Origin of the sequence: Corynebacterium sp. HMSC05C01 (assembly GCF_001807155.1) — a bacterium.
Lineage (GTDB): Bacteria > Actinomycetota > Actinomycetes > Mycobacteriales > Mycobacteriaceae > Corynebacterium > Corynebacterium coyleae.
In genome coordinates this window covers 106,770-118,859 of record NZ_KV787976.1, presented here as the reverse complement: position 1 = coordinate 118,859, position 12,090 = coordinate 106,770, and the positions used below count along the sequence as shown (strand labels likewise).

The 12,090-nt window shown below is 60.3% G+C and carries 10 protein-coding genes; 8 read left to right on the top strand and 2 right to left on the bottom strand.

All coding sequences use genetic code 11. The features are described 5' to 3' along the window. The first annotated feature begins 260 nt into the window (after positions 1–260). Positions 261–1,721: a glycerol kinase GlpK gene (gene glpK, locus HMPREF3145_RS11350; protein WP_070423340.1), complete on the top strand. Its 1,461-nt coding sequence runs from the start codon at positions 261–263 to the stop codon at positions 1,719–1,721. Positions 1,722–1,739: 18 nt separating this feature from the next. Here glpK and HMPREF3145_RS11345 read toward each other — a convergent pair whose 3' ends face one another. Next, positions 1,740–3,653, bottom strand: a complete 1,914-nt coding sequence (locus HMPREF3145_RS11345) for an N-acetylmuramoyl-L-alanine amidase (RefSeq protein ID WP_070423339.1) — start codon at positions 3,651–3,653, stop codon at positions 1,740–1,742. 150 nt (positions 3,654–3,803) lie between these two features. Between HMPREF3145_RS11345 and glf the strand changes: the two genes are divergently transcribed. The 7 genes from glf (at position 3,804) to HMPREF3145_RS11310 (ending at position 11,084) form a co-directional block, all read left to right on the top strand. Continuing rightward, the gene (gene glf / locus HMPREF3145_RS11340; protein ID WP_070423338.1) at positions 3,804–4,994 is read left to right on the top strand and encodes a UDP-galactopyranose mutase; all 1,191 of its coding nucleotides are present in this window, start codon (positions 3,804–3,806) and stop codon (positions 4,992–4,994) included. A gap of 9 nt (positions 4,995–5,003) precedes the next feature. Then, on the top strand, positions 5,004–5,240 hold the full coding sequence (locus HMPREF3145_RS11335; RefSeq protein WP_070423337.1) for a hypothetical protein: 237 nt from the start codon (positions 5,004–5,006) through the stop codon (positions 5,238–5,240). 128 nt (positions 5,241–5,368) lie between these two features. After that, positions 5,369–7,081, top strand: coding sequence for an RNA-binding domain-containing protein (locus tag HMPREF3145_RS11330; protein ID WP_070423336.1), 1,713 nt, complete (start codon positions 5,369–5,371; stop codon positions 7,079–7,081). 303 nt (positions 7,082–7,384) lie between these two features. After that, positions 7,385–8,287, top strand: a complete 903-nt coding sequence (locus HMPREF3145_RS11325; protein WP_070423335.1) for a siderophore-interacting protein — start codon at positions 7,385–7,387, stop codon at positions 8,285–8,287. A gap of 12 nt (positions 8,288–8,299) precedes the next feature. Further along, positions 8,300–9,322, top strand: coding sequence for a FecCD family ABC transporter permease (locus tag HMPREF3145_RS11320; protein ID WP_070423334.1), 1,023 nt, complete (start codon positions 8,300–8,302; stop codon positions 9,320–9,322). Then, entirely contained in the window at positions 9,322–10,317 is a 996-nt protein-coding gene (locus tag HMPREF3145_RS11315) for a FecCD family ABC transporter permease (RefSeq protein ID WP_083279546.1), read from the top strand. Before HMPREF3145_RS11320 ends, HMPREF3145_RS11315 begins: the two co-directional genes overlap by 1 nt. Beyond that, positions 10,314–11,084, top strand: coding sequence for an ABC transporter ATP-binding protein (locus tag HMPREF3145_RS11310; RefSeq protein WP_070423332.1), 771 nt, complete (start codon positions 10,314–10,316; stop codon positions 11,082–11,084). The genes HMPREF3145_RS11315 and HMPREF3145_RS11310 overlap by 4 nt, the downstream gene beginning before the upstream one ends. Before the next feature lie 21 nt (positions 11,085–11,105). Here HMPREF3145_RS11310 and HMPREF3145_RS11305 read toward each other — a convergent pair whose 3' ends face one another. Further along, complete coding sequence (locus HMPREF3145_RS11305) at positions 11,106–12,059, bottom strand: iron-siderophore ABC transporter substrate-binding protein (RefSeq protein ID WP_246817594.1); 954 nt, start codon at positions 12,057–12,059, stop codon at positions 11,106–11,108. Positions 12,060–12,090 lie beyond the last annotated feature (31 nt).

The following is a 12,090-nucleotide window of genomic DNA, read 5'->3' as shown; positions in this document are numbered from 1 at the left end:
ATGTCCAAAATGTTCATGGACATAACAGAATCCAGCTAGACGGCCTCGGGGAGGACCCGGTATTTCCCCAGGTGATGATGAACACGGTTTTCAGTAATTAGCTGATCGTCTGGTTCGACAAAAATGCAGCTAGACGATCAGCGGAAACTAGACGATAAGCAGTGGAAACGAGCCAGAAAGCGCCAGGAAAGCACCGGAAACGGGCCAGAAACACCCACAACAACCCAACGGGCACCACCGCCCACCGTAGAATCACGCGCATGGCTTTGATTGCGGCGATTGACCAGGGTACGACGTCGACACGTGTGTGCATCACGCGCACGGACGGGAAGGTCATCACCCAGGCGCAGTTTGAGCACGAGCAGATCATGCCGCGCAAGGGGTGGGTGGAGCACGACCCGATGGAGATCTGGCGTAACACACGCCGGGCGCTCAGCGAAGCACTTGCTGACAAGGACATCGCTGAGCAGGACATTTACGCTCTCGGGCTGACCAACCAGCGCGAGACTGCCGTGATTTGGGACAAAGCAACCGGCAAGCCGATCTACAACGCGATCGTGTGGCAGGACACCCGCACGAACCACGATGGGGACGCCACGAAGTACCTGAGTAAGACCGGGCTTTTGCACAATTCGTATCCTGCGGCGCCGAAGTGGGCGTGGATCCTGGACAACGTCGAAGGCGCTCGTGAGCGCGCCGAGAAGGGCGAACTCCTGGCGGGCACGATGGATACGTGGCTGATCTGGAACCTCACGGGCGGGGCGAAGGACAAGGACAAGGCGTTGCATCTGACGGATGTGACCAATGCGTCGCGCACGTTGCTCATGGATTTGGAGACCCTCGATTGGGACGAGCAGCTTTGCGACGACCTCCGCATCCCACCCCGAATCCTTCCCGAGATCCGGCCGTCCGTGGGCAACTTTGGCAAGATCCGTCCGCGGGGTCCGCTGGCGGGTGTGCCGATCACGGGCGTGCTCGGCGACCAGCAGGCCGCGCTGTTCGGCCAAGGCGGCCTGCATGAGAACGACGCGAAGATGACGTACGGCACCGGCCTGTTCATGCTGCTCAACACGGGTGCCGAGTCGAAGTTCAGCGACCGTGGCCTGCTGACCACCGTCGCCTACCAGGTGCAGGGCCAGCCGCCGGTGTACGCCCAGGAGGGTTCGGTGGCCGTGGGCGGGTCGTTGATTCAGTGGCTGCGTGACCAGCTCGGCATCTTGAGCACCGCCGCAGAATCGGAAACCCTGGCGGAGCAGGTCGAAGACAGTGGGGGAGTGGTGATCGTGCCGGCGTTTTCAGGGCTCTTCGCGCCCCGGTGGCGTCCGGATGCGCGGGGTGTGATTGTGGGGTTGACGCGGTTCGTCGATAAGCGGCACATTGCGCGGGCTGCGCTGGAGGCGACGTGCCTGCAGGCGCGCGAGGTGGTGTGTGCGATGGGCGGCGACCCGACGACGCTGAAGGTCGATGGCGGCATGACGGAGAACAACCTGTTGATGCAGATGCAGGCCGACATCCTCGGCGTGACGGTGGAGCGACCCGCGAATACGGAGACGACGGTGATGGGGGCGGCGTCGGCGGCTGCGATGGGCATTTCGCTTATCGACGAACCCTTGTCGCTCGGCACCTCCACCACCTGGGAAAGCGAAATGGCCGGCCCCGAACGGGACCGGCTGGTCACCGCGTGGGAAGACGCGGTGGAGCGCTGTCTAGATCTTGCCTAGGCCCGAGCCTGCGAGGGCCTAGCGCGTGGTGATGTCCAGCGCGTTGGTGGTCGGGTTGTAGGTGATGCTGCCGCCTTCGAAGTCGACGCGCACGACGTCGGTGGTCGGGTAGTACTCGCGGGTGATCGGCATGCCCAGCGGGCCGGCGTCGAGGCCTTGCTGCAGCCAGGTCTCCGCAATCTTGCCGACGAGCGAGATGATCTCACCCTGGTCATTACGCGCGGCGATGCCGTTGGAGTAGAAGGTGATTGCCGGGCCGGTCGGTCCGCCAACGCCTGCGATGAGTTTGCCCAGGGTGGGCTCGAGCGCGGTCCAGACGGCGGCGGCCTCGGTGGCACCGAAGGCGTTCAGTGCGGGGCCGACGGCCGGGCCAATCTTTTGGGCCAACTCCGAGACCTGTGCGAGGTTGAGGCCCTGGAAGACCTCCACCCCCTGGCGTTCGCTGACGCCGGGGAGCATGTCGCGTGCAGCCAGGAACAGCAGGATTGCGCCGATGACGGTGCCGGCCGCGGTGGCGATGGCGATCGGGTCGCCGGAGGTCAGGCCGGTGAGAACGCCTGTGGCGTTGTTGCCGGTGTTGCCCTGATTGCCGGTGTTGCCGGTCGGATCCGTGGGGTTCACCGTGTCGCCTGGCAATGCCGGGGACTGCGCCGTGGTGGTGACAGCGGTCGACTCGGTGCCGCGGTTGCCCAGGCCTGCGCGGTTGCCGGCCTTGAGCGTGCGGTACTTCGCTGCGGCGGTGGCGCGGATCATGGGCAGTTTGGAGTACAGGTTGTCGCCTGGGCAGGTGCTGTAGTGGAAGTCACGGTGAGCGTTGATGTTGCTAAACGATGCACCCTGGCCAGCCGAGTACTTGGAGCCCTTGAAGCTGAATTCTGCCTGGTGGTAGCTGTAGCCCATTGGGTTGAAGTCGGCGACGGCTGCCTTCCAGCCGATGATTTCGCCCATGGCGCGCAGTGCTGCGGTGGTGGGCTGGGCGCTTTGGTAATCGCCAAGCATGGATACGCCCCAGGTGTTTTGGTTGAATCCGCCGACGTGTGCGCCTTGCGGGCTGCGGTCCATGCCGCCTGCGCGGCCTTCGTAGATGTTGCCGTACTTATCCACGAGCGCGTGGTAGCCAATGTCACCCCAGCCCAGGTTGCGGGCGTGGTAGGTCCAGATACCGCGGACGATGCCCGGTGCCTGGGCCTCGGTGTAGTTGTTGGAGCCTGCGGTGTGGTGCACGGTCGCTGCGGTGGTTGGTTCGGAGTAGTACGGGGCCTGGCTGGAGCCTGCACCCCACTGTGCGCGGGTGATCACCTTGGGCATGCCCCAGGTGTAGGAGTCCGCGACCGGGTTGATGCCGCCTTGGGTTTGGCCTTCGCCGCCGTCGAGGAAGACAGCGTTGAGGTCCTTGGCGGTGGTGGGTGCGCCGGAGTCGGTGCGGCCGCCGTCGAGAAGATCAACGCCGCCGGTGGAGACCTGGACGCGCTTGGTTTTGCCCACGAAGATCGGTTCGGTGCCGAACTTGTCGCTGCCCTTCGGCGGGTCGATCGGGTCCATTTCGAACCATTCGGACCAGGTGCCGTCGGCCTGCTGGGAGCGGACGAATGCGGCGATGTCGCGGTCGCCGGTCCAGGTCAGGCCGACGATGGAGAAGTCGCGGTCGTTGGTGAACTCCTTGACCACGCGGCGTACTTCGCCTTCTTCGCCGCCTTGGGTGCGGATGGCGGCGTCGTCGACAGTGATGTTCGCGCCGGACGCGAAGGACTCGGACGCGGTGTACACCTCGGGTGCGCCGGCGCCGAGGGATTGGACGTGGAGGATGCGGTTGCCGCTGAACACTTGCGTAGCGACGAGAGCCACCACGAGGAGAACGGACACCACGGCAGGCAGGACTACGGCCCGGCGTGGTCGGACCGCACCGCCCTGAAGACTACGGCGTTGTTGCACGGTAAAACTCCTGACACTTCTTGTGAAAATAGTGGCAATTGTGACTGGAACGCAGTGTAGTGCAATTTAAAGTCTCAAGAAAGACTTGAGGCTTTTGTGGCGTGTCGCGGCGTGGTGTCGTCGATAAGCAACTGTGCGAAAATAGACCGCATGGCATACGACCTCATTGTTGTTGGATCAGGGTTCTTCGGCCTTACCGTGGCCGAGCAAGCGGCGAGCGAGCTGGGCAAACGCGTGCTGGTGGTGGAAAAGCGCAACCACATCGGCGGCAACGCCTACTCGGAGCAGGAGCCGGAAACCGGCATCGAGGTGCACAAATACGGCGCGCACCTCTTCCACACGTCGAACGAGCGCGTGTGGGAATACGTCAACCGCTTCACCTTGTTCACCGACTACCAGCACCGCGTGTTTGCGATGCACGACGGCACCGCCTACCAATTCCCCATGGGCCTCGGCCTGATCAATCAGTTCTTCGGCAAGTACTACTCGCCGGACGAAGCGAAGAAGCTCATCGAACAGCAGCGTGAAGGCCTCGACCCAGCCGCCGCGACCAACCTGGAAGAGCGCGGCATCGCCCTGATCGGCAAGCCGCTCTACGAGGCGTTTGTCAAGCACTACACCGCCAAGCAGTGGCAAACCGACCCGACCGACCTGCCGCCGGAGATCATCTCCCGCTTGCCAGTGCGCTACACCTTTAACAACCGCTACTTCAACGACAAGTACGAAGGCCTCCCCGTCGACGGATACGCCGCCTGGCTGGAGAAGATGGCAGAGCACGAACTTATCGACGTCCGCACCGACACCGACTGGTTCACCGTCCGCGACGACATCCGCGCCGAAAACCCCGACGCACCGGTGGTCTACACCGGTCCGCTCGACCAGTACTTCGATTACGCCGAAGGCCACCTCGGCTGGCGCACCCTCGACTTTGAGCAGGAAGTGCTGAACACCGGCGACTTCCAGGGCACCTCGGTGATGAACTACAACGACGCCGACGTCCCCTACACCCGCATCCACGAGTTCCGCCACTTCCACCCGGAGCGCACCGAGTACCCCACCGACAAGACCGTCATTGTCAAGGAATACTCCCGCTTCGCCGAGGGTGACGACGAGGTGTACTACCCGATTAACACCCCCGAGGACCGCGCGAAGCTCGAGGCTTATCGACGACTCGCGGCGGAAGAATCCGAACAACACAACGTCCTCTTCGGCGGCCGCCTGGGTACCTACCAGTACCTGGATATGCACATGGCCATCGCGTCTGCACTGACCCTGTTCGACAACCAGCTCCGTCCGTTCTTCGAGTCCGGCGAGCCACTGTCCCAGCCGCGCGGCCACTAGGAGGTACTTGTGAGCGCTGAGATTTTCGTTCACCCCGACTGCCCTGACTGCACGGACGTGATCGCGCAGTTTAAGGCAGACCCGCAGGCCTTCGGCGACGCCGAACTTCTCGACGTCACCAACCTGCGCAACCTCAAACGCTTCCTCACCCTGCGCGACTCGCTTGACGGGTTCGCTGACGTGCGCGCCGCCGGCAAGATCGGTGTGCCGTCCAAGGTGATCGACGGCACGACGGTCGAGTTATAAACAACCCAAAACAACTCAAAACAACTATGCTGACCTGCTCGGATGGGCTGATTTCGGGCGAGTTTTGCGGTAAGTTGTTTCGGAGTTGTTTCAAACAACTTTGAAACAACTTTTGTTATTCTGAGCCCATGCTCGATTCGGGTTTTGAGGGTGTGGAGGAAGCGCTGTCGGCAATTGAGGCCGGAGATAGCGCTGGGAGCTGGGAATCCCAGGTACTGGATTTCAAGGAAGATCCTGCTGTCCACCCGATGAACAAGAACCCCGATGCGGGGCTTGTGGAGTTTCTTGTCGACGAGGTCATTTGTTTCTCCAACGCCGACGGCGGTGTCGCCTACATCGTCCTTGGCGTCAATGACAAGAAGGCAGGCCCTGCTGCGTTCACTGGCACCGATCGCTCATGCGACTGGTTGGTGGAAAAGATTTACAGCAAGACGCAGCCTCATATTCAGGTCGAAGCTTCTGAAATCGAGCGCTGCGGCAAGCGTTTGATTGCATTGCGCATCCCACGGGGGATGGCGCTGTATCAGCGTTCCAAAGGCCAAGCCAGTAAACGTGTCGGGAAAAACTGCGTCCCTCTGGGCGAGGATGAGCGTCGCAGTATTCACCTGTCCCGTTCGAACCCTGACCTGAGCGCTACTGCGTCTCGACGAAGCCCTGAAGATCTCGATCCTAAGGCAATCGAGCAGGCTAAAGCACTCCTTGCCAACCGGAAGCATGCCTTGGGTGATGACTCTCCTGTACCCCAGACGAGTCTTGAACTCTGCAGTGAGTTGGGATTGTTTACGCCCCATGGCGCGCTGACCTTTGCGGCAGAAATTCTCTTCATGCAGCCGCTGCGCAACCGGACGGTCGTGCGACACTTGCTTCGCGACGTGCCCAGTGGCGATCCGAAAGTCACCGAGATCTCCGCACCGTTGATTACTGCATCAGAACAGCTTCGTGCGTTGATTAAGGCTCACACGTCGCAGGAAATTGCGCGAGTGCAACTCCCGAACGGGCAAGAGTTTCCCATTCCGGCGTTTCCTGCGGCTGCTGTAGACGAAATTGTTTCCAACGCATTCGCGCACCGCGACTGGGGAGCGACCACTGCAATCGTTGTTGATCAGTCTCCGACCAGTCTGACCGTTTGGTCTCCTGGTGGTCTCCCTGTCGGCGTGCCTGAGGAAAGGATTCTGACCACCCAATCGATCCCGCGTAACCCGATTCTGATGGGTGCATTGCGGCAGTTGGGCCTCGCTGAAGAATCTTCGCGAGGCTTCGATCGCATGTGGGTCGCCATGCTCGCCAGTGGTAGGCAAGCCCCCAGCCTGAATGCCGATGGGCCGTTTGTTGAGGTCACGTTGCCCGCCGGAAACGTCGATTCGGCGTTTATTAAGTCGCTGTACCTGCTGCGTGCTGAGTTCGGAGAGGCGATATTCAATAGCGTAAATGGGCTCTTAGTGGCGCGTCATCTGGCGAACAACCAGATTTTGATGACGTCCACGGCGGCCCGACTCATGCAAGTCCCGGAAGCGCAGGCCCAAGAATACTTGGGGTGGTACGCAAGTCAGGGCTTCCTAGAACCTTTGCGGGATGCCCCCGAGTGGATATTGTCTGCTCGAGCACGGACGGCTTTTGGAGGGAACGAATCTACTGCGATTGCATCCGTGACTACCGAGGACTGGATCGTTGCTCAGTTGCGCGAGGGGAAGTCCCTGAACGCTCGTGAGGTTGCGAATGAACTCGGCGTCGAGCGTGAATCAGTGAGCCGAATCCTTCGCCACCTTCGGGACCTAGGGAAAGCGAAAATCGCCGACGGGAGCCCAACGCGAGGCCCGAGTGTCCGTTGGGTTTCGGTATAAACAACTCAAAACAACTCGAAACAACTATTGTGACCTGCGGCGATGGTTTAATTTCGGGTGAGTTTTGCGAAGAGTTGTTTCGGAGTTGTTTCAAACAACTCCGCAACCGGGTGGCTAGGCGCTCGGGACCGGGGCGACGAAGGCGGACACGAGGTACCGGTTGATGTCAGGGCGGTTGATGATGCCCGCGCCCGTGCCGTCACCGGTCTTAAAGGCGACTAGCCGTTTGGCCGGCTACACGGGCGCCGGGACTGCTCACCTCAAAGCTTTCCTTAGGATAGGCAAGCCTATATAGTTTGCGGGGTGAGTTTTAGACCTTTCCTTGCAACCGTCGTCCGCAGTGAACGCATTGCGCCGAGTTTCCAGCGGGTGACGTTCACCGGGGTCGACGACATGGGACCCGCCGTTCCTATCAGGGATTTGCGTATCAAGCTACTGATCCCGCCTGTCAGTGGTCTGTTCGAGCTTCCGGAAGAGGGGTGGTGGGAGACATGGCGTGCGATGCCGGAGCATATGCGCGGACACCTGCGTACCTATTCCATTCGGGAGTTCCGGCGAAGTGCTGAAGGCCCTGACGAATTGGATGTGGATTTTGTTCTGCACAGCGATAGTCCCGGTCCCGCCTCGGCGTGGGCGCAGGACGCACACCCTGGGCAGCAGCTGCTGATTATTGGACCAACCCGCGACGATGATTCCGGTGTTGGTATTGAGTTTGACCCCGGATCTGCTGTGGTTGCCCGTCTTTACGGCGATGAAACCGCGTTGCCTGCAATGGCTCGTATCTTGGGGGATTGGCCCGAGGGGCTCGCCGGTTCGGTTGATATCGAGGTGCCCGCCGGCAATCACCTGCCCATCGACTCCCCTTCACAGGTTGATATCCGTTGGCATTTTCGTGCAGAGGGGGACTTCGACTACGGAGGCTTGCTTCTTGCGCAGCTGAAACAGGAAGTTGGATCCCGTTGTGTCTCCGCTTCGTTGGAAACTGGAAAAACTGGCCTTGTGGATGAAGCCCAGCTCGATGAAGTCTGGGAGACACCCACGTATTCCAGCAGTGGTGAGTCCATAGCTTCCACGCCGGATACCGTGGGACATACCTATTACTGGATCGCTGGGAAGAATACGGCTGTGACGGCGATGCGGCGGCTTCTGGTGGGTGAGGCGGGAGTGCCTCGTCACCACGTGTCGTTCATGGGGTACTGGCGGTAACGGAGTTACAGCGTGACTAAACGTGTTGGGCTTGTCGCCCTCCTTGTGATTTCCACTGTGTGTGCAGCGCTGGTGTCGCTGTTGATCGGGGCGCGCGAAATGGGTTTCGAGGCGACGGTGAGCGCGGTTCGTGATGGACTCATGCTGGCGTTCTCGGGCGCAGCTGAACAACTTGAGACGTCCAGTGATGAGGCGAAGATCATCGCGCAACTCCGTGTTCCGCGCACCCTACTTGGTCTGCTGGTGGGAGCAGCGCTGGGCACTGCGGGCGCACTGCTGCAGGGACACACCCGAAACCCGTTAGCAGACACAAACCTGCTGGGCGTCGGGCCTGGCGCGGCGCTTGCTGTGGCAGCAGCCATTTCCTTTCATGGGTCAATGACGGTATTGGGCACTGTCGGGGTGGGATTTCTCGGGGCGATACTTGCGGTAGCGCTTGTGTTCGTGCTCAGCATGAGAAGCCTGGGATCTACGCCGATCACGGTGGTGCTTGGTGGTTCCGCGTTGGGTGCGGTTTGTTCTGCGCTGACGAGCGGCATCGTACTGACGCATACGCGAAGCCTTAATGAGATGCGGTTTTGGACAGCGGGTGCTATCGCCGGACGCGATATGCAGGTGGTCACGGTCCTTGCTCCCGTGATTGTTCTTGGGCTCGTGGGCGCCTTTGCTTCAGCGAATCAGCTAAACCTCCTGAACTTGGGGGATGACGTTGCAAATGCACTTGGCGTCCGAGTTTCTATCGCGCGGACCTTGGGTATCGTCCTGGTTGCATTGCTTACTGGCGCAGCGGTGGCTGGAGCCGGACCGATCGGGTTCGTTGGCCTGGTTGTTCCGCACCTCGTGCGTAGCCTCACCGGCCCGGACTACCGCTGGGTGCTGCCGTGTTCCGCGCTGGCTGGGGCGACGTTGCTCTTGTTTGCTGACGTTATTGGTCGCGTCATCGCGCGCCCTGGAGAATTACAGGTGGGCATCACACTCGCCTTCGTTGGGGCCCCATTTGCACTGCATATCTTGCGGAAGGGGACGAAACTCTGATGCGGGTTTTCGCGATAAACACTGCTCTTGCGGTGCTGGCCCTAGCCGCTGCCCTCGGGGGCGTGATGGTTGGAGATTTCGAGCTATCGGTTCGAGACGTAGTTTCCGCTCTCATGGGCCAAACGGCAGAGCTGACCCGGACTGTAGTTCTCGAGTGGCGCCTGCCACGAGTGGTCACGGCGCTGGGGGTAGGTGCTGCGCTGGGCTTTGCCGGGGCAATTTTCCAGACCATTACAAGGAACCCACTGGCGAGTCCGGACATCTTGGGGGTCACCTCGGGTGCCTCCGCTTTCGCGTTGACCGCGCTACTCGCTGGTGGAAGTGCCGGGATGATGCTGCGTGTATTGGGCGTGCCGCTCAGTGCATTCCTCGGGGGACTGACCGTATCTGCGGCAATCTGGTGGCTGAGTCGTGGTGCTGGACTAGGGTCTTTCCAGCTTGTCTTCGCCGGCATCATCATCAATGCGCTGGCGATGGCCTACAACTCGTTCCTGCTTGTTCGTGCTGACTATCGAGATGTAGGCAAGGCGCAGGCGTGGGTGACCGGTTCGGTGGGTTCTTCTAGTTGGCACGACGCCATCGCTGTACTCATTGCACTGGCGGTCGTCATTCCACTATTGCGGTGGGTAGCCTTCAAGCTTGAGGCACTCTCTTTGGGGGAGGACACTGCTGCTGGTCTCGGGGTAGAGCCCCGGCGTACCCAGCTGACCCTCATGCTAATGGCTGTAATACTGGCATCGATGGGCGTTGCGGCATCTGGGCCGATAGCCTTCGTGGCGTTTGTCGCACCACAGATCGGACGCAAGATCACACATGCAGCAACGCCGCCATTAGGAACCGCGATGCTTACTGGCGCGGCGATCGTATCCGTCGCTGACTTGGCGGTGCGAACCCTGGTGCCGGGGAATCTGCCGGTGGGGATAGCCACAACTGCAATTGGTGGCGCAGTGCTGCTTTACACGCTGTTGCGTGCAACACGAAAGGTGTCCATATGATGCTTCAGGTCCGAAATCTTAAGGTAAGTTATGGCGCTTCCGTCATCCTTAAGGGCATTGATTTCGACGTGTCCAAAGGCGGAATCACCACAATCATCGGCCCAAACGGTTGTGGCAAGTCAACGCTGTTGCGTGCTGTGGCAGGGCTTCTTACGCGTGACTGCGGCACGGTAACGCTGAACGGCGTGGACATGGCGAATCTGAAGCGCCGCGAGATTGCGCGTCAGCTTGCAGTGTTGCCACAGACTCCGGTGGCTCCCGAGGGGCTGACAGTGCATGATTTGGTTGGCCGTGGACGCCACCCACATCGATCTTGGTTGCGACAGAGCTCGGCTGAGGATTCACGTGTGGTCGATGAGGTGATGGAACTGACCAATATCACGGAGTTTGCAAACCGTCCGCTCGAGCGACTTTCTGGTGGTCAGCGTCAGCGCGCTTGGATTGCGATGGTCTTAGCTCAGGAGACTCCGCTCGTGTTGTTGGACGAGCCTACGACCTATCTCGACTTGTCTCACTCTGTCGAGGTCTTGTCACTCGTACGTCGTCTCGCTGATCAGGAGGGGAGAACCGTGCTTATGGTGCTGCATGACTTGAACCTCGCTGCACGCTACTCAGATCAACTCATCGTGATGCAGCGTGGCGAGGTGGAAGCGGTCGGTGCGCCCGCCGAGGTGCTCACCGAGTCCTTACTGGACCGTGTTTTTCATCTGCCTGCTGTCGTGGCAACAGACCCGGTAAACGGGGGGCCACTGGTTGTACCCCGGTAAGCACCACTTCTGCCTGGTGTTCTAGAGCTGCTTTTTGAATTGATCGATTGCGTACGGGATCGTGAGGGGGTTCGGCATGCTCATTGCGTTGGCGGTATCTGTGTCTAACCAGTAGACCCCGCCACGCTTATTCACATCGAGGTCCATGAAGGTGGCGTCGTTCTTCAGAGCATCGATTGCGCCGTAGTAGTCCAGCACGAAGAGGTAATCCACGTCGTTGAAGTCGGCGTAGTTCTCGGGGGACCAGTCAAGGAAGAAGCTGGAGCCATCGCCGTTGAACTTCTCCGGGATCTTGAACCCTAGTTTTTCGATGAAGGAGCCGCGGCCGTCGCCCGAGGTGTAGACGCCAAACTTTCCGTCGTAAGGCATGCCGATTACCGCTGTTTTGCCTTGCAACTCGGGGTGCGCTTCACGGAAATCCTGGAAGGCCTTCTCGGAGTCGGCGATGAGCTTTTCGCCTTCGGCCTCCTTATTCAACGCCTTGGAGATTTCCTTAATCTGTTCGTCCCATGGCACCTGCCAATCTTGGTACTCATCCGAGTGGAAGGTGGTTGGTGCAATCTGCTCGAGTAATGCCCTCTTATCGGCTTCGAGGCCGCTATTCACTGCAATGATCTTTGTCGGGTTGAGCGAGGCAACTTGTTCGGCAGTGTCAGTACTGAACTCGGTGGTCGTGTCCCGGAGCGGGTTTGGTTCGACTGTGAGCTTGTCCTTGGCCCACGGTCCAAGTCCGGAAGGGTCCCCCGTACCTTCCTGTTGCCAGGTGGCGTAACCAACCGGTTGTTCGCCCAGGGCAAGGACCGTATCGACGTCGCCGAGGCCCATTGTCACAATGCGCTCCTCTGACCCGTTGGCATCGGAAGTTTCGGGAGCGGTTGTTGAATCGCTTGATCCGCTGGAGCAGCTGGCAAGCATGAGCGCCGCAGTGAACGTGGCTGCGATCCCCTTCAGGGCGCGAGAGGTAAAGAGTGTCAAGGTTGCACCTTTCGTAGGTGGTCAAAAAGTT